The sequence below is a fragment of the Sporosarcina aquimarina genome (genome assembly GCF_033253705.1).
Lineage (GTDB): Bacteria > Bacillota > Bacilli > Bacillales_A > Planococcaceae > Sporosarcina > Sporosarcina aquimarina.
Genome location: NZ_JAUBDH010000004.1, coordinates 213,577 through 237,368, shown reverse-complemented (window position 1 = coordinate 237,368; position 23,792 = coordinate 213,577). Strand labels below are relative to the sequence as shown.

23 protein-coding genes and 2 pseudogenes are annotated in these 23,792 nt (G+C 39.0%); 9 read left to right on the top strand and 16 right to left on the bottom strand.

Features of this window, described 5'->3' with window-relative positions; all coding sequences use genetic code 11:
• Positions 1 to 139: 139 nt before the first annotated feature.
• A pseudogene (locus QT716_RS08400) lies at positions 140 to 277 on the bottom strand (GNAT family N-acetyltransferase); the annotation flags it as partial.
• A gap of 19 nt (positions 278 to 296) precedes the next feature.
• Positions 297 to 695, bottom strand: a complete 399-nt coding sequence (locus QT716_RS08395) for a hypothetical protein (RefSeq protein WP_317935600.1) — start codon at positions 693 to 695, stop codon at positions 297 to 299.
• Positions 696 to 1,010: 315 nt separating this feature from the next.
• Between QT716_RS08395 and QT716_RS08390 the strand changes: the two genes are divergently transcribed.
• Entirely contained in the window at positions 1,011 to 1,670 is a 660-nt protein-coding gene (locus QT716_RS08390) for a hypothetical protein (protein ID WP_317935599.1), read from the top strand.
• Positions 1,671 to 2,466: 796 nt separating this feature from the next.
• On the opposite strand, the gene QT716_RS08385 is transcribed toward QT716_RS08390, so the two are convergent.
• The 6 genes from QT716_RS08385 to QT716_RS08360 form a co-directional block, all read right to left on the bottom strand.
• Positions 2,467 to 2,919, bottom strand: coding sequence for a hypothetical protein (locus QT716_RS08385; protein WP_317935598.1), 453 nt, complete (start codon positions 2,917 to 2,919; stop codon positions 2,467 to 2,469).
• A 91-nt stretch (positions 2,920 to 3,010) separates the two neighbouring features.
• Positions 3,011 to 3,427 carry a DUF4275 family protein gene (locus QT716_RS08380; protein WP_317935597.1) on the bottom strand — a complete coding sequence of 139 codons (417 nt, stop codon included), beginning with the start codon at positions 3,425 to 3,427 and terminating at the stop codon, positions 3,011 to 3,013.
• Positions 3,428 to 3,591: 164 nt separating this feature from the next.
• The gene (locus tag QT716_RS08375) at positions 3,592 to 3,879 is read right to left on the bottom strand and encodes a hypothetical protein (protein WP_317935596.1); all 288 of its coding nucleotides are present in this window, start codon (positions 3,877 to 3,879) and stop codon (positions 3,592 to 3,594) included.
• A gap of 126 nt (positions 3,880 to 4,005) precedes the next feature.
• The gene (locus tag QT716_RS08370) at positions 4,006 to 4,428 is read right to left on the bottom strand and encodes a hypothetical protein (RefSeq protein WP_317935595.1); all 423 of its coding nucleotides are present in this window, start codon (positions 4,426 to 4,428) and stop codon (positions 4,006 to 4,008) included.
• A 141-nt stretch (positions 4,429 to 4,569) separates the two neighbouring features.
• Positions 4,570 to 4,761 carry a hypothetical protein gene (locus QT716_RS08365; RefSeq protein ID WP_317935594.1) on the bottom strand — a complete coding sequence of 64 codons (192 nt, stop codon included), beginning with the start codon at positions 4,759 to 4,761 and terminating at the stop codon, positions 4,570 to 4,572.
• A gap of 330 nt (positions 4,762 to 5,091) precedes the next feature.
• A complete protein-coding gene (locus QT716_RS08360; RefSeq protein ID WP_317935593.1) occupies positions 5,092 to 5,394 on the bottom strand; it encodes a hypothetical protein in 303 nt (100 codons plus the stop codon).
• A 164-nt stretch (positions 5,395 to 5,558) separates the two neighbouring features.
• Here QT716_RS08360 and QT716_RS08355 point away from each other — a divergent pair, with 164 nt between their 5' ends.
• Together QT716_RS08355 and QT716_RS08350 are read left to right on the top strand one after the other, a co-directional pair.
• Positions 5,559 to 5,924, top strand: coding sequence for a hypothetical protein (locus QT716_RS08355; protein WP_317935592.1), 366 nt, complete (start codon positions 5,559 to 5,561; stop codon positions 5,922 to 5,924).
• Positions 5,921 to 6,238, top strand: a complete 318-nt coding sequence (locus QT716_RS08350; protein WP_317935591.1) for a hypothetical protein — start codon at positions 5,921 to 5,923, stop codon at positions 6,236 to 6,238. Before QT716_RS08355 ends, QT716_RS08350 begins: the two co-directional genes overlap by 4 nt.
• A 154-nt stretch (positions 6,239 to 6,392) precedes the next feature.
• On the opposite strand, the pseudogene QT716_RS08345 reads toward QT716_RS08350, so the two are convergent.
• The 5 genes and pseudogenes from QT716_RS08345 to QT716_RS08325 form a co-directional block, all read right to left on the bottom strand.
• Positions 6,393 to 6,866, bottom strand: a pseudogene (locus QT716_RS08345) (phosphotransferase); the annotation flags it as partial.
• Positions 6,867 to 6,973: 107 nt separating this feature from the next.
• Positions 6,974 to 7,438: a hypothetical protein gene (locus QT716_RS08340; RefSeq protein ID WP_317935590.1), complete on the bottom strand. Its 465-nt coding sequence runs from the start codon at positions 7,436 to 7,438 to the stop codon at positions 6,974 to 6,976.
• 178 nt (positions 7,439 to 7,616) lie between these two features.
• Positions 7,617 to 8,459, bottom strand: a complete 843-nt coding sequence (gene xerA / locus QT716_RS08335) for a site-specific tyrosine recombinase/integron integrase (protein ID WP_317935589.1) — start codon at positions 8,457 to 8,459, stop codon at positions 7,617 to 7,619.
• A 258-nt stretch (positions 8,460 to 8,717) separates the two neighbouring features.
• Positions 8,718 to 10,982, bottom strand: coding sequence for a sensor histidine kinase (locus QT716_RS08330; protein WP_317935588.1), 2,265 nt, complete (start codon positions 10,980 to 10,982; stop codon positions 8,718 to 8,720).
• A gap of 298 nt (positions 10,983 to 11,280) precedes the next feature.
• Positions 11,281 to 12,852, bottom strand: coding sequence for an amidohydrolase (locus QT716_RS08325; RefSeq protein ID WP_317935587.1), 1,572 nt, complete (start codon positions 12,850 to 12,852; stop codon positions 11,281 to 11,283).
• Between the two features lie 98 nt (positions 12,853 to 12,950).
• Between QT716_RS08325 and QT716_RS08320 the strand changes: the two genes are divergently transcribed.
• From QT716_RS08320 to pstA, 6 genes are all read left to right on the top strand, one after another.
• Positions 12,951 to 13,391 (top strand): YtoQ family protein, encoded by a 441-nt coding sequence (locus QT716_RS08320; RefSeq protein ID WP_317935586.1) that lies wholly within the window; start codon positions 12,951 to 12,953, stop codon positions 13,389 to 13,391.
• Between the two features lie 92 nt (positions 13,392 to 13,483).
• Positions 13,484 to 14,296: a phosphate ABC transporter ATP-binding protein PstB gene (gene pstB, locus QT716_RS08315; RefSeq protein WP_317935585.1), complete on the top strand. Its 813-nt coding sequence runs from the start codon at positions 13,484 to 13,486 to the stop codon at positions 14,294 to 14,296.
• A gap of 137 nt (positions 14,297 to 14,433) precedes the next feature.
• The gene (locus tag QT716_RS08310; RefSeq protein WP_317935584.1) at positions 14,434 to 17,241 is read left to right on the top strand and encodes an ATP-binding protein; all 2,808 of its coding nucleotides are present in this window, start codon (positions 14,434 to 14,436) and stop codon (positions 17,239 to 17,241) included.
• 201 nt (positions 17,242 to 17,442) lie between these two features.
• The gene (locus QT716_RS08305; RefSeq protein WP_398292961.1) at positions 17,443 to 18,402 is read left to right on the top strand and encodes a PstS family phosphate ABC transporter substrate-binding protein; all 960 of its coding nucleotides are present in this window, start codon (positions 17,443 to 17,445) and stop codon (positions 18,400 to 18,402) included.
• A gap of 37 nt (positions 18,403 to 18,439) precedes the next feature.
• Entirely contained in the window at positions 18,440 to 19,390 is a 951-nt protein-coding gene (gene pstC / locus QT716_RS08300) for a phosphate ABC transporter permease subunit PstC (RefSeq protein ID WP_317935583.1), read from the top strand.
• A 1-nt stretch (position 19,391) separates the two neighbouring features.
• A complete protein-coding gene (gene pstA, locus QT716_RS08295; protein ID WP_317935582.1) occupies positions 19,392 to 20,276 on the top strand; it encodes a phosphate ABC transporter permease PstA in 885 nt (294 codons plus the stop codon).
• A gap of 54 nt (positions 20,277 to 20,330) precedes the next feature.
• Here pstA and QT716_RS08290 read toward each other — a convergent pair whose 3' ends face one another.
• From QT716_RS08290 to glmM, 3 genes are all read right to left on the bottom strand, one after another.
• Positions 20,331 to 20,705 (bottom strand): response regulator transcription factor, encoded by a 375-nt coding sequence (locus QT716_RS08290; protein ID WP_317935581.1) that lies wholly within the window; start codon positions 20,703 to 20,705, stop codon positions 20,331 to 20,333.
• A gap of 31 nt (positions 20,706 to 20,736) precedes the next feature.
• Positions 20,737 to 22,338: a GGDEF domain-containing response regulator gene (locus tag QT716_RS08285; protein ID WP_317935580.1), complete on the bottom strand. Its 1,602-nt coding sequence runs from the start codon at positions 22,336 to 22,338 to the stop codon at positions 20,737 to 20,739.
• 106 nt (positions 22,339 to 22,444) lie between these two features.
• On the bottom strand, positions 22,445 to 23,791 hold the full coding sequence (gene glmM, locus QT716_RS08280; RefSeq protein WP_317935579.1) for a phosphoglucosamine mutase: 1,347 nt from the start codon (positions 23,789 to 23,791) through the stop codon (positions 22,445 to 22,447).
• Position 23,792 lies beyond the last annotated feature (1 nt).

Here is a 23,792-nt window from a genome sequence, read left to right as displayed (position 1 = left end):
GAATATTAAAAGAATCCATTTTGAACAGTAATTGTTCAAAATGGATTCTTTTTGTTATTTCATATCTGAGCTATTGAAAAACCCCTCGTGTTGGCAAAGCGATGTTCAACAAACGCACCCGTTTGTTGAACAAGAAAAATTACTCTAAATATTCATCACTTAGACTTGGATTTAAATACCTTCCCATTCCAGTTTTCAGTTTTTTCAATCCAAGTTTTCGATAAAATTCTTCATTACCAGTTGTTGATATTAAATGTACACAAGAAACAACTTTCAAAGTGATTGTATCTGTTGGTTTATTCACTCTCGGTTTTAGAATTGTCGAAAATACTTAACATGAATGTTAAACCAGCAACAATTTCAATCAAATTTGAACTAAAAATTTTTAGAAACAACATGCCAATTGGAATAGAAATAGAAAGAATTGATGTTAGTAGAGGAATTAATGAAAAGAGGAAACTAGGAATAAATACGCAAATAAGTAAAGGTACATTTATTTTTATTGACCATTTTTTTATAAAGACAAGTGATAGATAAATACCCCACAAAAAGAGGATAATAGAACTAGCCCAAGAAGTAGTGTTGATATGTGAGCTATTTTTAAAATGATTTAAAATATCAAAACTGGCAATTGATAAGAAAAACAAACCAATAACCCAAATTAATTTCCATATATAAGTTGACCATTTTTTCATGAACAACCCCCCAAACCTTTATTTTACCATTATAATATGTTCCAAAACGAAAAGAGTTTCAAAATAATTCACCTAAAATGGTCTGTTCAATATATGAGCATATATCAAAATCCTACTTTAATTATTCCTTCCTTGTTAAACCAATCCCTGGATATCATATCCGTCGCTTTCATGAGACTCTGTGTTTTAAACATAAAGGTTAGAAACATCATCTAGCACGGATAATTTATCTGTCTAAATTTACTTTGAATTTTGCATATAGTTAATCGGCAGAGCATATATTACGATAGTGAAAAAATGAGGAGAGGATTTACTATGAAGAAAAGAAACTTTATTTCGCTCTTGACTGCAGTGTTTCTTTTTGGACTTTTGCAACCGAATATAAGTTATGCGAATAGTAAAGATGAAACAAAATTAAAAGAAAACCCAGTTCAAGTTAGTATTACAAATGATCAAACTGGAGAAACTACGTTTTTAGATCCAATAGTTACAGAGATCACAAAACCATTTTCAGTTAACTCTGATAAAAATTCGGTTGACTCAGAAAATAATTCAGTTGAAGGCTATGAGGTTTTTATTCCATTAGAGTTTTTAAACCCTTCTGATATTAAACCTTTCGTTCAAGAGGGAAAAGACAAAAAAGAAAATGGTGTAACTGCTAAAATATTTGTAGACTATGTCTTAAATGCAAGTGGCACACAAATCAGGTTAGATTCAGTCTGGGGTAGTTGGACACCAGATTCTATGTATGTTGTGACAAACAGAAAAGTTAATGCGCATTCCTCAACTTATTGGGGTTATAAGCTGTCCAAAACTCCAGCCTACAATACTTTCTTCTATAATACAGGATTTAATTATAATACTAGAGTCCTTGGAGATGGTGGTCCAAGAGCCTGGAGCAGCGCTAAGGTTCATGTAACTGGAATGGAAGGATCAACGCATACAATTACAGTAGATTTCAATTTTGCTAATTAATAAATTTAAGGTATATAGGAATGAAACTTATGGGCTAAGCTTACTGGTACACTTACACCCCATAGTATATCTGCGATAAAAAAGAGCAACGGATCCCTTCATAGGAACCGTTCCTCTTTACTTGTCCTGCATATTCTTCCTGAGCTTTTGTAAGAGAACCTGTTCACTCATAGTTAACCCCTCTCTCTGTGCATTCCAGACGACTTCTACAAGCAGTTCGTCTGAAATCTTTGTTTAATGTCTTTCATCATTTTTTTGCAATAGTTTTCAAACTCACTTATTTGTTATCACTCTTTCTATAAACAACCGTCCTCCACGCGGGCGTTTTTTTAGTTTTTCCCTTCGGCAGTGGACAACAGAGTATACCCTGTTGTCGTTTTTGTGATTGCTTGTCACTTTAGGAGTTAATTTGCACCTATTTTAAGTATTATTTTGCACAGGTCAAAATAAAAAAGAGATGGCAATCACCACCCCTTTAATTTCTTGTGCTACAATCGCACCCGATTATGTAAATTTAATTAGTTGTTTTTAGATTTCAAACTCCTTACTAACCAAATCACAAGTGCAATTAAGGCAAGCCCAAAAACAAGCACAATCGAACCTAGAATTGTTGCGTTAATCATATTAATTCCTCCGTTCTCAATATGGTCCGTTTGAGGTACTGTCCTTATCCCGCAAACGCACCCGATTGGGGAATGGACGTAATCGAATGTAGATTCCTGAATAAATGCAATACATGGCAAGAAGATTGAAACGGAATGCTATTCGGCAGGGATTAGCAGGCATGGAATATTATTTAGTCAATCACAATGTTCCCTACATATTGAGCATTTCCTTTATTAGTATCTAGATCAAACACAATTACATATTCACCGGCTTCATTTGGTAAATAGAAGGATTGAATTTCTTCAATTTCCAACTTTGTCTCACTGTTGTTTTGCCAAACTGAAACACTTACTCCATCAGAATCGAAATGTCCTTCTTCAAGGGTATATTCAACTTTCTGTCCGGAATTAAAGTGCATTGGTTCTTGTTTTTTTGCTAACGCTTGAATATCATCCGTTTTCTTATTGTATTGTTCATCCGAATACCACTCGATATTGGTTTCTTCTAATTCTACTTCTTGGTTAATATCATCTGGATTAATTAGAGAAACTGTTGGGGGAGAAAAATCGTAGTCTTCTCCAAGACAACCAGTTAAAGATAATGTTAATAAAAACACTAAAGATATTTTTAATAACGTTTTCATTGCTCACCTCATTAAGTTTAATTATGCTGCAAAGTGGCCCGTTTGATGCACTGTCCTTATCACACAAACGCGCCCGTTAGCGGAGTTGTGTTTAGAAATTTAAAATAAAATATGGACCGAGATAATCGTTTTCATGTGTAATAATAAATGTCCAGTTACCGTCCCAATCCATAACGTACATATCTCTGGAATCTAGGTCTGCATCTTCGTCATACGGTAAATCATTCACTTTGAGGTTTTTCGCATTTTCAACTAAGAATGCATCATTCATATATTGATAAAAAATCGTACATTTCTTCTTTTTTTGTCTTTCGAATGCTGCTATTGCTTCTTCCTTTTCAAGACATTCCGTTTTTTCATAACTGCATAAATGCCATAAAAATGAATCCATATATATTTCTCGTTGCTCTTCATCTGTCAAATGACCAGCAAAGTTTTCAAGCCATTTCCTTCGTAAATAGCGTCCCCACTTCGGTATTTCCAACGCTTTTAATTCATTATTTCGCATTCAATATACCTCTTCCACAAATATAAAATACTGATTATCTAGTCTTTTTAATATCAGAACTTCTGATTTATCTTGTTCGCAATTTTGGCCCAATTCCTGTGTAAACCATATTCCGTCAATGCGCCCTATTGTGTTAAATAGTTTATTATAGTCTTACAAATAATTCACGACCACCGAGAAAATATCTCGATTTCATAGTGCTCTAAATCATCTTTATACAATTTGGCTTTTAAATACTTTTCAACTTCAGGTATATCATTTTTATCGTATACGTCTATCGTTATAACAGGATCAGTAATGCCAATTTGAGTACTTTGCACTTCATATTTATCCCACAATGAATCCATAACTAGCTCTGTACTATACGGCTCTTTTTGCACGAACCAAAATACAACAGACATTACAATAACACTTGTTAAAATTAGTGCTCCTAATTTTCTTTTAACACCCATTTTTTTCTCCTCCATCGTTTACTTCTCACAAAATGGCTCGATTACAGCACAACCCTACTTTGGAATTGCGCCCGTTACTTGAAGAAGATATTTTTTCTATTTCAAGTAATTGATATAAATTGGGCTTTATTTAGCCACTGTTTCAGCAGGAGTAATAGCTTCATTTGGAAAATACGTTGTTTTTATTATAGTAATAAACCAATTTGTTCTATTAGGATCTGGATTCTTTTCAACAGTAATAACCTTATATCCTCTTCCAAAGTTTGCGTATGAAGTTAATAAATCATATGCAATTGTATATCTTACTTTTGAATCGCTAATCTTATTTACTTTTACAAAATGAACATTGCCAACCCACGGACTTGATTGTCCAGTCACCCAACCCTTTTCTTCAAACTGTTTCTGTGTACGTTTCTGAAGAGACGGTGAAAACACGGCATATTGTACGGCACCACTTCGATTCTTCACGCCCAATATCCATAATTCTACTGCTTGTTTAGGGTTTTCCGTTTGCAAACCATAAATAAATGAAATAAGTTGACTATCCAATATCCCCCATCACCTTTTCGAACATACTTTCTAATAAGATATGTTTCGAAGGACTTCCGAATTCAGATACTGGCCCGTTTGATTAAGAAAATTAAAGCATTAAAAATCCCGAAAATAAAAAAGCAACAATTAAAATAGATTTTATGTATCCACTATATTTCGGTGTTCCATGTTTTTTTCGAAAGAGGCAATATAGTCAATAAGTAACAATGATCCAACTAATAATATAGCAAACACTATTTTATCGTTTTGAACAATTAATGCCCGTATGGCCATTAGACCAATTAAGAAGTATCCTAAATACCCGAATGTAAATCGTATAGAATTCTTCATATCTTCACTCCTCGCCGGTAGGCAGGAACAAACGTGGTTTGTTCCAAGCCGAGAGGGTTCGGGTGTAATCTGTTTGTCAATGCCTTTCCGCTCCTTATGCTCACTCGGAAAAACCACCCTCGCTCCGCTACCGCTTCTAGACATTGACAAACGTCACGTCTAACTTTTAGATCAGGTCAGGATGTCGCCCAAGAAAGGGGTCACCTGTTCCTATAAAAACCGCTTGACTGCCTGTTGCACTTCTCGCTCATATACCTCATCTGTTTTGTCAGCTAGGTACACCAAAAATCTTCTAACTCCTGTCGCTTTCATCTCAACGAATTTTCATTCTCACTTTATATTTAACTTTTTCTTGTCTTTATCTGCCCATTCATAATAAAATTCTTTTCCGTTTTTCAATACAACTACGATATTATAAAAAAAAGGATATACCCCTGTATTTAATCTATAAACTTTTATATTTTCGATATCTTCCATTTTAATATTCTGGTTTTCAACCAAATCAAATGTAGTAGCAACTAAAAGTTCTTCCCGCTCTTCCACTTCGCCAACCTTGTAATTTTCATAATTAAAATAGATAAACATTGCTATTAGAGAAATTATCAATATATAAATTAAAATATTTTTATTCATTACATTATCACCTCTTTTTTTCCGATAGTTTGTACTTTTAACTTCTCCATGGTTTACTAATTTTCAAAAAAAATGGCGTATTTGAAATCCAATTATGGTATTCTACTGTAAAATACAAAAAAACTGTTTAATCAGAAAGGGTGTCAGAATTTTAAAAAACATTATTGGGACTACTAGTATTACTTCTCAGCTTTAACTTTAACTTAGGAAATGCATTTGCCAACACCTCAGGGAATACTGATTTTTCAAAAGAGGAATTAAAAGAACAACAAATATTATTTGAGAAAATTCTAGAGGAAACTCCTTCAGGGGTTTATGTAGACGAGGAAGATCAAATACTAAGTACTTTAGCAACATCCAATAACTACACTGCCAAGTCTGGAGATATCTTGTATACTCCAAATACTCAATGCATTAACAACACAGATATCTGTAAAAATATAAGCGGTCATGCAGGCTTAGTACACCCGTCTACACTTCATGTAATACACATAGCAGGTCCTGGGCAAAACCAAAAGTTATTCCTATGAAAGAGTGGTTTACAAAGTACCCCAAAACTATAGTTGTAAGACATAACAACTCCACATTAGCAAATAACGCAGCAAACTGGGCAAATTCTCAATTTGGCACAGGTGGTCCTAGCTCTAATAAAACTTATAAAGTAACTGTAGGTGCTCTTAAAGATTCATTTAATTTGTCTACTCTATATTGTTCATTAATTATTTGGCAAGCGTATTATAAATCAGGAGCAACTCTACTTGTAGGTAGTCCAGCAATGCCTGACCAATTCGTAAGCTTGGCTAGCAATAACAATATGAAAACACACATGAAAATAGGATATTAAAGTAATTCTTTCTTCCATCATTAATCAATATCATTCAATTCCTCAACAAATTTTGCTCGTTTTTCATACATTTTGCTGAGTCACAATTTTAAAGAAAGTACTAAAGCTAACATCGTTCAGGGTAAATCAGAGATGTTACCCTTATATCAAGTTTATCTAAAGCTTCTTTTGTTTCAGAGTCATAGATACTTAAATCTCCACCCCTATAAAAATTATGAGCACCGCTTTTTGGACCTTCGCTGGCATCAATGCTCTCCATTTCTTTTAAGAATTTGGCTAAATCTCGTGCGAACTGATTAAGATCCACATTATCTTGTGTCACGGTTTCTCCATCTATCCATTTATTAATCGACCAAACATAAGGATAATCCTTCGTAGGTTTGCCTTTTCCGATAGGGACAGTTATTGGAAAAGAAAGGTGTAGGGATAATTTCGGCAGCCACTTTGCTTCTTTCTCTACCTGAGGTTCATATGATTTATGGCTAGGCAGGCGAATCGCCATTTCGTCGCCTAAGTGAAAAGTCCGATTGTCATTTCCTCCATGTTTAACCGGCCTTATTGTCAGATTAGCCCATTCTGGGAATTGAGTATCCACCAATTCCTCAACGAGTTTAACATCAATGTCCATTATTTCACCCTTAATATTAAGGTTTTTAACAGCTTTTTTGTTCAACAAACTGGCCCGATTCAGGCACAGTGCTTCTTCCACAACTGTGCCCGATTGTGGAAGAAATTTTATTCTATGTGTTCCAACTTCAAACCTTCAATTCCAAACATTAGATTCTTGTAATAATCTGAGCGTATTGAAAAACCTGCAAATTCCTCGTGTGTCGTACAAGAAAACCAAATAAAGTTATTTTTTATAAATGTTAAGTCCTCAGGTAATTCTGGAGCAACCCAGTCATATAAGCTATTTGCATATTTTACTAATAACTTATAGGTTTCTTCGTTGGATTCCATAACAAAAACAGTTGCAGCAGGACCTTTTGTTTCTGTTCCCGCCCATTTTTTCGTTTTGTAAGTCTCTGTAACATAAGGCACAAATTGTGCAATTATTTCTTTATTGTATTTAAGTTCTTTCCTTGTGATAAAATAAAACCTATCTGAATTATTACATAGCACTTTTATAAGACCCTTGTAAATTTCATTTTTGGGATTATCTGTCAAATCCCAGTACTCAACTTCTTCATACCTTTTCATTTCCCTATCCCTTTTCTCATAGAAATTTGTTGCAGTGACGCCCCTATTGTATTCAATTAAATGGCCCGTTTGCGGTATAGTGACTTATTCAATCCTACACCGCAACAGCCGTTTAACTATTTATTCAATTTTAACATATCCGCCAGTAATTGAAATACATTCCAGGTAAAAATACCCTTTAAAAGTATTTGGTATAGAGATCGTATCTCAGTTTCCCGCTAAGTTGAGCATAAATTCTCGTTGTTTCACTTTTTTCGTGACCCAGTAAACTTTGAATCACTTCAAGCGGGGCTCCGTTATCGATCATATGCGTCGCATAGCTATGGCGCAGCTGATGGGGGTGAATCGATTTTTTGATGTCCGCCCGATTCGATATTTGCTTCACTACGTATCTTAACGAATCTATGCTCATGCGCTTAATCGGATTCCGTTCTGTAGCAAATAGGCAGGGATTCTCGTCTTTGCGTTCGTCTAAATATCTCTTCAACCAGATGGAACAGCGCACATTAAAATACACTTCCCTCTCCCTATCCCCTTTTCCATGGACAATGACTGAGTTTCCCGCGAAGTCAATATCATCCCGGTTCAATTTTGCCACTTCACCGATTCGACAGCCGGTCGAGTAGAAAAATTCAAACAAGGCATTCTCCCTGGATGTCTGGCAGCTTTCTCTAAGATGCTCAATTTCATGTTTAGTGAGGAATCTAGGAACACTTTTTCCTATCTTTGGCTCTTTCAATTTGGAAGCTGGATTTTTTAATATAAATCCCTCTTCATGAGTCCACCTGAATAGTGATTTTACAAATCGGACACGATGACCTAAACTGGATGGTTTTAAATATTCCGCTGCTTCCCCTAAATACTGTTTCAGGTTATCTGTTGTGATTTCTTCCATGTTCGCATCTCCCAAATAACGCATTAACAGATCATATTGGTACCCGTATGTTTTCAATGTTAAAGATGAATAACCTTCAATTCTTTTATCGGATTTGTATTTTTGCCATGCTTCCGATAATAACATCGTAACCACGCTCCCTATTATGAGTTAGGTATGAATGTGTTCGAGCCAAAAAGCAGACAACTCATTTCGTTTCAGCAACTCACTAGTTAACATTACTTAGAATATTCCCCATGGTAATCATCCAATTCCATGGGCTTTGTCCATAGCTGCTGCACTATCCGACGTAAAAAATGTAGCCGCTCTCACGGATGATCCTACACAGGTACGCTTATAACAACTTCATTGCAATCCGATCTCTTAACACGGATTAGATGTCCTTCACAAATATATATCAGAAAATTCATACTTTATCAACTCATCTCTATCCATGTTTCCGTTATGAAACTGTTTACTGTGTTCATTGTCTATTTTTTTGATAGGAAGTTCTATAGTGAATGTACTGCCTTTATCTATAATGCTCTTCACGCTAATATTGCCCCCATGCAGCTCCGCTAAAGATTTAGCTATAGGTAATCCAAGTCCAGTTCCTTCAGCAATACGATTTAAATTCCTATTCAATTGCGTGAATTTCTCAAATATCGCATCTATGTCCTCTTCATCTATTCCTATACCTTCATCCCTTACTGAGATACTGACGGTATCTTTATCCTTCTCCGCGAGACTAATCAATATAGTTTCACCTGGTATCGAAAATTTAATTGCGTTTGAAATTAGATTAAGTAAAATGCGATCAAACTTAGAAACATCAACCGCCATAAACAGCTCTTCCATATCCGGGTCAAATATGATTTTGACGCCTTTCGATTTCGTGTATTCGGACACCGATTCAACAATGTCATCTATAATTCCCACGATATTGAAATTCGATAAATTCAACTCGTACATTCCCGATTCTATTTTAGAAATATCTAATATATTATTGACAAGCCTAGTCAGCCTGTAACAATTTCTGAACGTTCTTTTATTAATATTTAGAATATCTTCTTTGTGATCTTCTAAAGAATCCTGTTCTAAATATAAATTTAATAACTGCGCACCACTAAATATTACAGTTAGTGGCGTTTTCAATTCATGGGAAGTGTTGATGAAGAGTTCTTCTTGGGCTTTAAGAAGCTTGGCCATCGATTTGTTAGCCATCTCTTCATCGGATATATCGACACCTAAAGCAATTATCTTCTCGACCTCATTATTTTGATTGAGAATCGGTTGAAACATCGTTTTCGTATGATAGGTGATTCCGTCCTTAGTAAACTCTAGTTTGTGCAGATAGGAGGATTGTGTTTCAATCGCTTCATCAATATGTTGTATCAGCTGCTCTAAATCCCCAGCTCTATAATAATTGAAAAAGTTTTTCCCGATTATATCCGCCTCAGTTTTTATTACTGGCCATTCCTCTTTAAAGTTTTTAAATGCAAATTGATTGAGGTAATTAATTTTGTAATCTTTGTGGGAAAATGACGCATAATACATAGAAATTTTATCAACACTCTCCTGCAAAGCTGTAAATTCTTCCATTTTATATGCAGGTTCTATATTTCTGTATACAAGGATACCTCCATCAATAGTTCCTTGCTCGTTATAGATTGGTACTCCGTCACACTCGTAGTAAGCCGTCGGCAAGTCACTCGTCCCTATTATCTTAAACTTCGAAAGTGTCTCTCCCCTTAATACTTTTTGTTCAGGAATTTCTTCAAATGCCAGTTTGCGGCCATCTGTATTACTTAGAGCAAAAGAATTATATGCCTGATGACTAGTTACCGCATCTATATCCTGAATATCGCGCGGAATGTATGGAGCTAGCACTTGCTTACCCACTTCGTTAATATAAGTATACTTTCCGTTTTTATCTAAAACGATTACGACATCTGACATATTATTTAATAGTTGATGGAGTTCTTTGCTTTGATTCCAAGAAAGTGTTTTTACCTTAGTCTTCGCTGTAACGTCATAAAAAGAAGTTAGCAAGTAGCAACTTGTTCCATCTTCCACGATCATCTTTACATTTATATCCCAAAAGGAGACACCCTTGGCTCCCTTTGATTTCACTCCAAATTCATGAACGGATGTTCCTTGTTCCATTAAGCTCTGTATATCCTCGGAAAACGAAGGTTGTTTTCCTAACAAATTGTCACTGCTGATTTCCATGGAGCGTAAAGTTGCAATATACTTCGTATCGTAGCTTAGTAACAAACATTCGGGATAACTATAGATTGCTGTAGATCCACTAGTATTCGTGCCGTCTTCTATAAAATTAGTTAGCAAAAAGTCTAGAGCTGGGCTTTCCTTCTCTTCATAGTGAACTACGTAATGTCCTTCATTCCCTAAAATATCCACCCTTACTTTAACTTTTATTGGTACATTACCAATCGTGAAGATGTATATTATCCGAATCTCTTTGTTGTCTTGAAGGGGTGCTTGGAATTCTGATTTCAGTAAGCAGTTTACTTCTTTAAAAGATTTCCCTATTAGGTCACGTTTTTCATAACCGGTTAAGTGTAAGAAGCTTTCGCTTACTTTATAAATACGTTGGTCTATTGTATAGAGGCGTGGATTTTCTTCAAATTTTTCTAATTCCTTTGCCATAATGTATCACCTGCATGTTTTATATTTGTGGTCAAACAGTAGTGGGAGCGGTCGAAGTAATTAAAAATTTTTTAAAATTAGCAAGGAGATTAAATCTCGTCGAAGTGGGAAGGTATTATATTTTTAAATGAGTATACATACCCTAGCTGCAGAGGAGAGTCTGTCTTCATATCATACCATTTCCATAAAAGTATTATCGAGCTATAATTTGAATTTTTAACTATAAGAAAAACTTCTAACCCCTTGTTTGAATCATGGGATTAGAAGCCGAATTATATTGTGCAGGATGTCTTTTTGTTTACCTCTTATATATAATATCTCCTGCTACTACCGTCATGACCGTTTGAGCTTTTAGCATAGCCTCACTATCAACAGTCATCAAGTCCCGATCCAGGATAGTAAAATCTGCATCAAACCCCTTGAAGATCTTTCCGCGACTATCTGCTTTTCCCATCGTTGCTGCGCTGCCTGATGTAAACAAAGCAACAGATTCATAGCGGCTTAACTTCTCGTCTGGTAAATAGCCTTCATGACTTTCTCCAGGTTTTCGACGTGTGGCTGCAGCATAGATTCCTAGCAGCGGATCTACTTCTTCTACGGGTGCGTCCGATCCTCCGCCACATACAAAGCCTTTATCAATCAGTTTTTTCCACGCGTACGCCCAATCCATCCGTTCTTCACCAAGTCTCTCTTTAGCCCAAGGGAAATCAGATGGTACGAATACGGGCTGGATGTCGAGAATAACGGGTAGTTTTTCCATGCGATCGACTAATTCATCACTTAGGACGTTAACATGAATGATTCTATCTTTTTTTCCTTTTGCTGGCGGATTCACTTCTAGTACATCCAATAACTTTTCTAATGCTTTGTCGCCGATAGTATGTACAGCAACTGCTTCGCCATAATTTCTTGCAAGTTTCACGTTCTTGTCAATTTCTTCATCGGTAAGAACTGCCATCCCTGAATTCCCTGGGTCATCTGAGTATGGTTTACTTAAAAGTGCCGTTCTTCCTCCCAGAGCTCCATCTATGAAGAATTTCATTTCCCCCCCATGAATCCAAGGTTCGTCATAGGTTGCTCCATTTTCCATCAATGATTGAAACACCGTGGAGCGACGCAGCAAATGGGCACGAAATTTCAATTTGTCTTCACCAATGACGTTGCGGAATGCTTGAAGCGGATTGGAGTAATCTCCATAATAGCCAAGATCATCCGTCACTGCACCCGTAATACCTCGTGACAGCAAATCTTCCACAGATGCTTGTAAGGCACGTGTGAGCGACGCTTCATCGGGTACAGGAATGACAGCTTCCACTAAATCCGCAGCACCTTCCAATAACAGTCCCGTTGCTTCACCTGATTCATCTCTTACAATCGTGCCGTTGTCCGGATTAGGTGTATCTTTTGCGATGCCTGCCAACTCCAATGCTTTCGAATTTGCAAGTGAAGCATGACGACAGGTGCGCTTTAAATACATTGGGGATGTACTAATTGCATCCAATTCAAATTTACTTACAATCCGATGATCTGCGAAATTGTTTTCGTTCCATCCGTCCCCTGTAAACCATTCACCTTCAGGGTGGTTTTGAGCAGCCACTCTTAGACGCCCAAGCATATCTTCTGCCGAAGTGGCGTATGACAAATCCAATTGCAGGAGTCGGTCACCGTGTCCTATCATATGCATATGGCTGTCTATAAATCCTGGATACATGACTGCACCTCTCAAATCGACTTCATTATCCGCTAGCTGCTGCAGTGCATCATAAGAGCCTGTTTCAAGAACAGTTCCTGCTTCAGTCAACACAGCTTCTACTGTCTCATTCTCTCTTTCCATCGTGTAAATAATACCATTATGCCAGATTGTTTTCATATCCCCATCGCACTCCTTTTACTTAGTGTACTCGCCTCGACAATTTGAGGCAATATTCTGCTACAATGAAATCAATAGAATTGAGGAGGAGATACGAAATGGAATTGGCAGTATATCTAGCAGGTGAAATTCACAGTTCTTGGCGTGATGAAATCAAAGAAAAAGCGGCAGCACTCCGCTTGCCTGTTACATTCTACGGTCCTATGGAAGACCACGATCGTTCTGACAACATCGGCGAGGAAATTCTCGGTAAACAACACGATGCAGTTGCGAAAGATGCTGCAGCTTCTAGCTTCAATAACTTGCGGACTGAATTGCTCCTTAAGAAATGCGACCTTGTCATCGCATTGTTCGGCGAAAAGTATAAGCAATGGAACACCGCAATGGATGCAAGCACAGCTGTTGCATTGAACAAGCCTATGATATTGATACGCCCTCATGAGCATCATCATGCGCTCAAGGAACTGTCCAGAAAAGCACATGCAACAGTGGAAACTCCAGACCAAGCGTTAAAAGCTCTTAAATACATTTTCGAGTAATTCAACTTTACACAATCTTTACATTGCCTTCATATGCCCTCAACACTTCTTCCATATACTGAGGAAGAAGTTACAAGAGAGGGGCAGCGCGCATGACTACCTTAACGAATTACCGACCGACTACTCGATTGCGGGTCGTCGCACGAACCGAATCCCCCGCAGCGATTTTCAAAACAGAAGAGTTGAACGTTTGGTATGGAAAAACTCACGCACTTAAAAATATTAATCTGACTATTCTTGAAAACGAAGTGACTGCAATCATCGGCCCTTCAGGATGTGGGAAATCGACCTATTTAAAAACACTAAACCGAATGGTGGAAACCAACCCGGCGGTTCGGATATCCGGAACTGCCCAATTTAAAGGGACGGATTTGCTCAATGCTACTGTCGAACGCTTACGATCTGAAGTTGGTATGGTATTCCAAAAGCCAAATCCTTTTCCAAAATCGATTTACGACAATGTTGCCTATGGACCTCGGCTGCATGGAATCCGAAAAAAAGCGATATTGAACGAAATCGTTGAAAACAGCCTAAAAAAAGCTGCTCTGTGGGATGAAGTAAAAGACCGCTTGTCTTCCAGCGCATTCGGGTTATCCGGCGGACAGCAGCAGCGTCTCTGTATCGCACGCTCACTCGCAATTGAACCTACTGTATTACTTATGGATGAACCCACTTCTGCACTCGATCCTGTGTCGACTAACAAAGTAGAGGAACTGATGAACGAATTGAAAAAAGACGTCACCATTGTCATCGTCACGCACAATATGCAGCAAGCTGCACGGATTTCAGACCGAACCGCTTTTTTCTTACACGGAGAAGTTGTGGAATATGCTCAAACTGAATCGATTTTTAAACAACCATCCAGCCAATTAACCGATGACTATGTAAATGGACGTTTCGGTTAAATAACTAGCAGATCATTTCCTACTCTACAGAGGAAATGGCCTGCTATTATTTTTGATTGTGCAGAAAAAACTACTACGTACAGTTACATAGCATGATAGAATAGGTATATCAAATTCATAGGATAATGAGGTGTACCGTGCGCAAAAAGAGCATTCGTACCTATTTCGTTCGAAATATCGCAGTACTATCGATTGGTTTGCTGTTGTTGCTTAGCGCAGGATATTTTTATAGTACCTCTATGTTTGAAGAACGCAGTGCTGAACTTGAAATGCAAGACAGTAAAGCACAAGTCATCGGAAAACTTTCAGATAGCATCTCGAACCTCTTTTTTCGAGCGCGCGGATTTTATGCATTCAAAGAAGACCATGAGCTAAAGTCAGCTTACTCGGAAATCCGGAATATCCGGACAATAAATGATCAGTTGACTAGTATGCAGTTGACTGAAAAAGAAATTCAATTCACAGATCAAATCAGCGCGTTCATTGACAATTATGAAGACAATATTTTTCCTGAAGCGATTTCTTATGTACAACAGGATGACTATGAGTCTTTGCGAAATTTGTCTGGCGGAGGTACTAACTTAGCCGTCAATCAATTTATAAACTATGCCGAACAATATGGACAAAACGCAGAAAAAGCACGGAACCAGTTTGATCGTAAATTAGAGCAGCAACTAAATATTCTGTATCTCGCTATTTTTGTTGTAGGTCTAGGAGCGTTACTATTTTTAGCTTTCTTGAGTTGGCGTGTGGTAAGAAAACTAATTTCACCGATTGAATCCATGACATCAGCAACAGAGCGTTACTTGTTAGATCAGGATGTTAATTACGAACCGGAAAGTCGCCAAGATGAGATTGGTACCCTGTCGAGTTCGTTTGCCGGAATGATGCAGACAATTCAGGTTAAAGAACAAGAGCTTCTTGCACAAAACGAAGAACTTTTGTCTCAGCAAGAAGAATTGCTCTCTCAACAAGAAGAGTTGTATTCTCGCCAGCGAAAATTAGAAGACGCACTCACCGAAGCACGATACGCTAAAATCCGTTTGGAACGCTATAACGGATTGAGTCATCAGATTTCTTTTTCAGATGATATTAAAGGAATTGCGGATGCCACACTTACCTATTTGGACAGCCTGTTCTTAATCGACAAAGGAATTCTTTATATCCCTTCAAACGAACTTCACGTATTGCAAGGGATTACGGAGGAAGAGTATGCCTCTTATCCGTTAGATCGAATCACAAACGTTGTTGACCTTTTAAAAAGCGAACCTTATTTTCAACTGACACGAATACTTGAAGACGGTACTAAGGTCTATGATTTCTTTGCAGCACCGCATGTCACGGCTGAGTCCTATAAAGCATTATTTGTTCTGAGTCGCTCTTCACATGAGTTTTCAACAGAAGATCAGGCAGACTTATTTGGCCTTGCAAATCGTGTATCTCTTGCGATTGACCGTATCGACCAACATGAACTCATTAATAAGGAAAGACAGTTAAGTCAAATGATTTTAGATAATCTAGAAGAAGGCGTTCAATTCATCTCACCTGAAGGCACACCTGTTCAAGTTAACCAAGCTCTTTCCATTTTAGTGAACCAACCGTCGGCTCTGCTTTCTAACGACAACTGGAAACAATCGCTATCCAGTCTCACGTCTGATCCACACGCACTTCAAAGTTTTATGGATATAGCGCTGGATAAGGAAACTACTGGACTTTCCGAGACTGTCTATACGATTGAAGGAACTAAAGCGAAAGTGATCGCGCTTTACGGATCACCTGTCCACTACGAAGGAAAACGAATTGGGACATTATTTGTCCATCGTGATATTACCCAGGAATTCGAAGTGGATAAAATGAAAACAGAACTCGTTTCTACAGTTAGCCATGAACTTCGTACGCCATTATCAAGCATTCTTGGATTTACTGAGCTGCTCATTGGGAAAAAAATGGACAATGACAGACAATCCCGTTATCTGGATGCCATTTATAAAGAAGCAATGCGCCTGACTTCACTCATCAATGACTTTTTGGACGTGCAGCGTATGGAATCTGGGAATCAGGAGTATATGATGCAAGAAGTGGATGTCATGGAAATTGCCGAGCGAACAATCGAGAACTTCACTTTAAGGGAACACCATTCAATTTTACTGGATTCCAAGACACCAGATACGATTTGTTTGGCAGATCCCGATCGTCTCATTCAAGTGTTCACGAACTTGCTTAGCAACGCCACTAAGTTTTCACCAGATGGCGGCGATGTAACTGTGCTTCTAACAAAGCTCGGAGGGAGTTTAAAAGTCACCATCCAAGACCAAGGAATTGGAATTCCGGCAGATGAGCTAAAACATATGTTTGAAAAGTTTTACCGGTTTGACAATACGTATAGTCGCAAAATTGGGGGAACTGGACTCGGACTCGCCATTTGCCGAAAGATTGTCGAAAAGCACGGCGGGGAAATTATTGTTGAATCTGAAGAAAATATTGGCACCGCTGTAAGCTTCACCATCCCGTTAAAGCCGTCTAAAGCACAGCTGCCAGAGCGTTCCAATTTGCCTGCCATTGCCGTTGTGGAAGATGACCCAAGTATCGCTCTTCTGTTGGGAGAAGAACTAAAGTCGCAAGAATACGAAGTCTATCACTTCCAAGATGTCGCAAGCTCTTTCACTTATGCTAAAGAACACCTGCCCGATTGTATGGTGATCGATCTGATGTTAAAAGAAGAACTAACCGGCTGGGACCTCATACAAATGCTAAAAAGTGATGAGAAAACCCGTCAAATCCCAATTATCATTTCTTCCGCACTGGAACGCGAAGAAGAGTTGACGCGAAAATTTGGAATTAGTCATTACATGACAAAACCTTATCCATTACGTACGCTGTCTGAGACCGTAGCTGATACATTGCAGGCAGAAGATGGTCGAATTCTGTATCCAACAAATGACTAACTTATAACTTTTAAGCAACTAAGTAAAGCATGGCCAGTAGTGCCTGCCTTACTTAGTTGCTTTTTTGTTATGGATCCTCTTGAGAACTTTACATAGTCTTTACATACAACGCATATCCCCTTTACAATCCGTCCCTATACTAAGAGTTGTAAGGCACTCAAACAAAAACACCTATAAAGGGGAGAACGTTCATTGATGAAAATGATTCGTAAGACAATCCTAGTTAGCGCTGCTGTATTTGCACTTTCTGCTTGCAGTCAAGAGAAAGAAGAAAGTGGTACAGCTTCTGCCAATGAAACTTCTTCACTCGAAGGAAGCGTTCTGGTAGACGGTTCCGGCACAGTCTATCCGCTTATGGCGAAACTCGCTGAGACTTACATGATAGAAGAACAAGAAGATGTATCTGTAGAAGTGAGCCGCGCTGGAACAAGTGCTGGGTTTAAAAAGTTCTTAGTGAAAGATGGAACGGATTTCAATGATGCCTCTCGTACTATAAAAGAAGAAGAGACACAAACAGCAAAAGATGAAGGAATTGAAGTAAAAGAACTTAAACTAGCCCTGGACGGCCTCACTTTCGTTGTCAACAAAGAGAACGACTGGGTCGATGAGCTAACGCCAGAACAACTCATTCAGATTTTCACAGCTGACGGTGAAGTTACGCAATGGTCTGACCTCGATCCTGCTTGGCCAAAAGAAGAAATTAAAGCAATGGGACCTAACGAAAACCATGGAACGTACGAGTTCTTCTATGAAAAAGTATTAGAAGAGCAGGACTTGAAAACTTCTGTGAATCTACAACAAGACTACTCTACACTCGTCTCACTTGTTGCAGATGATCAGTATGGAATTGCATTTTTCGGATTTGGTTATTACGCGGGCAACCAGGAGAAATTACAAGCAGTGCCTGTAGACTTTGGTGAGGGCCCGGTTGAACCTTCCCTGGAAACCATTGCAGAAGATGGTGACTACGCAGCGTTTACCCGCCCTGTCTTTACGTATTTGAATGTGGGGCACGCGAAAGAAAAGCCACAAGTACTCGACTATGCAAAGTATATTTTGAAGAACGCAAATAAGATGGCCGGTGAAACCGGCTTCGCCCCAATTCCAGAAACAGAGAGTCAAGAAAACCTGAATTATCTGGAGGAACTAGGAAACGAGTAAAGGTAAACCACTATCCGAAGTATTGGAGGACTGACCTATGCCCCCTGCATCACAAGTCAGCTCAAGCAGTGAGATTCGAGCACTCATCCGGCACAATCAAAGTCAGAAGACGTTCAGAAAGTCGCTGGAGTCCTGGATACCGCGTGTACTGTTTCTGCTTGCGTTTCTATCGGTTCTAACAACAGTAGGGATTGTAGTTATTCTTTTGACTGAGACAATAGAGTTTTTTAAAGCAGTACCACTTATAGACTTCTTCACAGGTACTGTTCTTAAACCTCTCAGTCAAACACCTGCCTTTGGAATATTGCCACTTGTGATGGGGACACTCGTTTCGTCAGGGATTGCTCTTTTAGTTGCAGGTCCAATTGGTCTCATGGCTGCAATTTACTTAAGCGAATATGCATCGCGACGTGTCCGAAGTGTACTCAAACCCGCCCTTGAATTACTCGCAGGTATCCCGACAATTGTCTATGGTTTCTTCGCATTCACTTTTGTAACGCCATTGCTGCGCGAGTGGGTACCAAGTCTAGAAGCGACCAATATTTTAAGCCCAGGTCTGGTAATGGGCATAATGATTATTCCTATGATCGCTTCCTTGTCTGAGGATGCGATGCGTGCTGTACCGGAAGTCATGAGGGAAGGTTCTGCAGCCCTCGGTTCAACTAAACTTGAAACTTCTTTAAATGTTGTAGTTCCGGCTGCCCTTTCAGGAATCATTGCCTCATTTGTTCTTGGCATATCCCGGGCACTTGGGGAAACGATGATTGTAGCGATTGCAAGCGGCAGCTCTAAAAACTTTTCGTTCGATCTTACTGAATCCATGCAAACGATGACAGCTTATATTGTAGAAGTTACTAGTGGCGATGCTGCTGCAGGTTCTACTGTTTACTACAGTCTGTATGCAGTTGCCATGACGCTTTTCGCTCTTACACTTATTATGAATCTAATTGCTGGAAAGATCGCGCGGAAGTTCCGGGAGGTATACTAATATGCAAAAGCCGTTACAAGTTTCAAGTCAGTCCAGAATTCGTTTTCGGCTTCTCAAAGACCGATTCGCTAAGCTGGCTTTTGCATCTGCAGCTTTGTTTGGACTGCTCATCCTGATTATCTTATTCATACGTATCACTTCTGAAGGAGCTAGTTCCCTTTCACTCGACTTTCTCACAGGACGTTTTTCAACTTCTCCTGAAAAAGCCGGAATTATGGGTGCTATTTTAGGGACATTTTGGTTACTTGCTGTGGTCGTTCCAGTCACCATGATTGTAGGAATCGGTTCCGCCATCTATCTGGAACTCTATGCGAAGAATGGCAAATTGAAAGCATTCACCCAAACCAATATTGGTAATCTGGCTGGCATCCCTTCGATTGTATACGGAATTCTTGGATTGACCGTATTCGTACGCGCACTCAAGTTCGGAGGTGTTGTTCTTGCAGGAGGCTTAACGTTGTCGCTTCTCATTCTGCCTATCGTCATCGTTGCTGCGCAAGAATCGCTTCGGTCCGTACCTGAGCAACTTGGCGATGCATCTGATGCGCTTGGCGCTTCCAAATGGCAGACGATACAATCTGTTATTTTGCCAGTGGCCTTTCCTTCTATTATGACCGGTGCTATTTTGGCCTTATCGAGAGCGATCGGAGAAACAGCACCGCTTGTAGTTCTGGGTATCCCTGCGCTGCTCATACCGTTTCCAGGTGGCATTTTCGATCGATTCACTGTACTGCCGATGCAAATCTATTATTGGACATTAGACTCTGCTCTAGTTGCGGAATATGCTCAACTAGCTGCCGCAACGAGCATCGTATTACTTGTCAGTTTGTTCATTCTAAACGGAAGTGCAATCTTTTTACGAAACAAGTACAGTATTCAATCCTGACACACAAAAATGCTAGTCCCTTGAATTGAAGGGACTAGCATTTTTTACTCTGTGTCAGCTAGATTCTTTAAAAACTTGTTCAACAAGTGCTACCAGCTCTGATGGACTAAATGGTTTGGGCATGAAATAGTCTGCACCTAGACTAGCCGCCAGGTCACGATCGGACTGTTGCGCTTTCGCAGTCAGCATAATGATGGGAAACCCAAGATCGAGTGGCTGCAAGCGTTCTAATACTTCAGGACCTGTCAATTTAGGCATCATATAATCGAGAAGGACCAAATCGAAGTTTCCAGATGAAGCTTTGTCGAAACCTTCTTGTCCATTTTGTGCTTCTTCTACCATATATCCTTCGAAAGAAAGCGTATCCGCGATGAGCATGCGCAATATTTCTTCGTCATCGACTACTAAGATCCTTTTGCTTCCTTCCATATATAAGCCTCCTCGTTTAGATAAGTTATTGTTAAAACATACGGGATGCTAAGTTTCGAATCCGAGATGCTATTTCATTGTTTTGGAACGGTTTCATAAGATAGTCGTCCGCGCCTAGCCAAAGCGCCGACTTAATGTCTTCTTCACTCGTACGCGCCGTCATCATCGAAACTAGTATATTATTAGCATCCTCTCTGCGCTTCAGTCGTTCTAGCACTTCTAACCCATCCATGCCTGGCATAATCCCATCCAATAATATGATGAAATTCGTATCTGGATCATACCAATCCGCACCTAAGAAAGAAATACCGTCCTGAAATGACTTAACAGATAACTCGATATCCGGCACATCCAAACCTGTTAGTTCTTCTTCCAGCATTGTTCGAATGAGCAGATCATCATCTACTATAATTACTTGTAACTTACGTTTTACTTCAACAATGTCCTTATCGAACACAATACTTCGATTGCGTCCAGTCCGTTTTGCTTGATAGAGGGCCTGGTCGGCTTCATTAAGAAGCATACTGAGTCTGCCTTCGAATTCCGTAATGCCTGCAGAGAACGTCACCGAAAACGACCTTTCACTTTCTTTGAATATCATTTCATTAAAAGTTTTATGCAGTCTTTCAGCAAACAAATAGGCTTCTTCTTTATCACCTGAAATTAGTAAAACAAATTCTTCTCCGCCATACCGAAAGATGTAATCCGTCTCTCTTTTTGCTTCTGTTGCCATCTTACTAAACGCTTTCAGAACTTCATCACCTGTGTGATGCCCATATGTATCGTTGACACTCTTAAAATGATCTAAATCAATCATAATTACAGAAAAAGGAACGCCAGAGCGTTGAAATAGTTTCTCAGAATACTTCAGCATTTCGTTCATACGCTTCCGGTTTCCTACACCAGTTAAGCCATCCGTGGTAATCGATTGACTGATTGCTTTTCTTAACTTATCCCTGTTAAACAGATAAGGGAGAAACAGTTCTAGATCTAATGGTTTAGCGATGAAATCCATCATTCCTGCTTCATACGCGCTGCTGATAATTTCATTATTATTCTCACTGCTTATTAGGATAGACGTTACATGACGGTCACTTGCAGTGTCGCCAATCTTTTTAAAAACTTCGAGACCTGTCATATCCGGTAAGTACATATCGATGATGACCATATCGGGCTGCATATCATAAAATTGCTGAATACCTCGTGTACCGTTCATGGCAACCAAGACTTGGGCCCCGAGCTGTTCAAGTAATTCTTTTACGAAGGACACAAACTCCAAATCGTCATCAATAAGCAGAATAAAGGTTTCTTCATCAAAATGATTCACATACACATCGGGTACAAGAACTTCTTGACTCTTTGTTTGATTTCCATTCGCAAGCGATCTAATACTTTTTTTGAAATTCTTTAATGAGGAAACAGGAATACCCCCGTCATCATCAGAAGACAATATCTCTAAATGTGCACTACAAAACTCTGCCAAGTCACGAAGACCAATTGTTCCTGCAGTCCCCTTCAGCGTATGAAGGAATCGATATAACTCCGATTCTTGGATAATTTTCTTTTCATCCCATTGCGTAAAAGAAGTCTCAACTTTTTCGGCTAGCAACTGTCGATACTTGTCGTAATCCATCTACGCACCTCCTCATCTCTTAAACAGTGTAATGATGTTTTCTGTTTTTGTAAAAAGAACTGAAGTCCTTTACTTTAAGGAACTTCAGTTCTTCATTAACTGCTTATTACAATCCCATTTCTTGAGTTACTACATTTACAATGCGAGCACTGTAACTTTCGCAAGCTTCTTGTGTTGGTGCTTCAACCATTACTCGTACTAATGGTTCCGTACCAGAAGGGCGGACTAGAACACGGCCTTCTCCAGCCATTTCTACTTCCACTTCACTAATAATTGCAGCCACTTTTGCATTGTCAGTAACCGCGTGCTTATCTGTTACCCGGATATTTACAAGTTTTTGCGGATATATCGTCATTCCGCTTGCTAACTCTGATAGTTTCTTACCTGTGCGTTTCATGATATTGACCAATTGCAGTCCAGTTATAAGGCCGTCGCCCGTTGTATTATAGTCGAGCAAGACAATATGTCCTGACTGTTCTCCGCCTACGTTATAATTACCTTTACGCATTTCTTCCACAACATATCGATCACCTACTGCTGTTTGAGCACTTTGAATGCCCTGGTCTTCTAAAGCCTTGTAAAAACCAAGGTTACTCATAACTGTAGAGACAATCGTATCAGAATTCAATGCACCTTTTGAATGCATGTAACTTCCAATAACATACATAATCTGATCTCCATCTACAATCGTTCCTGTTTCATCAACCGCTATTAACCGATCTCCATCACCATCGAATGCGAGTCCAATTTGTGCATTCTTCTCAAGAACTAATTTTGCAAGTTCTTCTGGATGAGTGGAGCCCACACCGTCATTAATATTAAGCCCATTAGGAGAAGCGCCCATTGTCGTCAAATCCGCTTCTAAATCAGCGAATACATGTGTAGCAATCGTCGAAGTTGCTCCATGCGCGCAATCGAGTACAACATGCATTCCTTCAAAATCACCATCTATGGTTTGTTTTACATACTGGTTATATTTCTGACAACCTTCGAAGTATTCCGTAATGGTTCCTACTTCGCCTCCCGTTGGTCGAGGCAATGTATCTGTTTCCGCATTTAAAAGTTCTTCAATTTCAGATTCAAGATCATCAGAAAGCTTAAAGCCATCTGCTCCAAAGAATTTAATGCCGTTATCTTCAACAGGATTATGAGAAGCCGAAATCATAACACCGGCTTGCGCATTCATAGCTCTCGTTAGGTATGCCACTCCCGGTGTGCTGATTACACCCAATGTCATGACCTCAACGCCTGTTGACAGAAGACCTGAGATTAATGCACTCTCCAGCATTTGACCAGAAATTCGAGTATCTTTCCCTACAAGAACACGTGCTCCATCCGTAGAATGTTGTGTGAGGACATGTCCTCCAAAACGTCCTAATTTAAATGCGAGTTCTGGAGTCAATTCTTTATTTGCAACGCCTCTTACACCATCTGTACCGAAATACTTAGTCATT

Bases quoted from the DNA above. Each gene is read 5' to 3' on its own strand.
- QT716_RS08365 (WP_317935594.1), bottom strand. From the start codon at position 4,761: ATGAAGAATTCTATACGATTTACATTCGGGTATTTAGGATACTTCTTA.
- QT716_RS08350 (WP_317935591.1), top strand. From the start codon at position 5,921: ATGAAAGAGTGGTTTACAAAGTACCCCAAAACTATAGTTGTAAGACAT.
- xerA (WP_317935589.1), bottom strand. From the start codon at position 8,459: ATGTTATTATCGGAAGCATGGCAAAAATACAAATCCGATAAAAGAATT.
- glmM (WP_317935579.1), bottom strand. From the start codon at position 23,791: ATGACTAAGTATTTCGGTACAGATGGTGTAAGAGGCGTTGCAAATAAA.
- QT716_RS08385 (WP_317935598.1), bottom strand. From the start codon at position 2,919: ATGAAAACGTTATTAAAAATATCTTTAGTGTTTTTATTAACATTATCT.
- pstC (WP_317935583.1), top strand. From the start codon at position 18,440: ATGCCCCCTGCATCACAAGTCAGCTCAAGCAGTGAGATTCGAGCACTC.
- pstA (WP_317935582.1), top strand. From the start codon at position 19,392: ATGCAAAAGCCGTTACAAGTTTCAAGTCAGTCCAGAATTCGTTTTCGG.
- QT716_RS08360 (WP_317935593.1), bottom strand. From the start codon at position 5,394: ATGAATAAAAATATTTTAATTTATATATTGATAATTTCTCTAATAGCA.
- QT716_RS08395 (WP_317935600.1), bottom strand. From the start codon at position 695: ATGAAAAAATGGTCAACTTATATATGGAAATTAATTTGGGTTATTGGT.
- pstB (WP_317935585.1), top strand. From the start codon at position 13,484: ATGACTACCTTAACGAATTACCGACCGACTACTCGATTGCGGGTCGTC.
- QT716_RS08340 (WP_317935590.1), bottom strand. From the start codon at position 7,438: ATGAAAAGGTATGAAGAAGTTGAGTACTGGGATTTGACAGATAATCCC.
- QT716_RS08380 (WP_317935597.1), bottom strand. From the start codon at position 3,427: ATGCGAAATAATGAATTAAAAGCGTTGGAAATACCGAAGTGGGGACGC.
- QT716_RS08330 (WP_317935588.1), bottom strand. From the start codon at position 10,982: ATGGCAAAGGAATTAGAAAAATTTGAAGAAAATCCACGCCTCTATACA.
- QT716_RS08290 (WP_317935581.1), bottom strand. From the start codon at position 20,705: ATGGAAGGAAGCAAAAGGATCTTAGTAGTCGATGACGAAGAAATATTG.
- QT716_RS08305 (WP_398292961.1), top strand. From the start codon at position 17,443: ATGATTCGTAAGACAATCCTAGTTAGCGCTGCTGTATTTGCACTTTCT.
- QT716_RS08320 (WP_317935586.1), top strand. From the start codon at position 12,951: ATGGAATTGGCAGTATATCTAGCAGGTGAAATTCACAGTTCTTGGCGT.
- QT716_RS08375 (WP_317935596.1), bottom strand. From the start codon at position 3,879: ATGGGTGTTAAAAGAAAATTAGGAGCACTAATTTTAACAAGTGTTATT.
- QT716_RS08390 (WP_317935599.1), top strand. From the start codon at position 1,011: ATGAAGAAAAGAAACTTTATTTCGCTCTTGACTGCAGTGTTTCTTTTT.
- QT716_RS08325 (WP_317935587.1), bottom strand. From the start codon at position 12,852: ATGAAAACAATCTGGCATAATGGTATTATTTACACGATGGAAAGAGAG.
- QT716_RS08285 (WP_317935580.1), bottom strand. From the start codon at position 22,338: ATGGATTACGACAAGTATCGACAGTTGCTAGCCGAAAAAGTTGAGACT.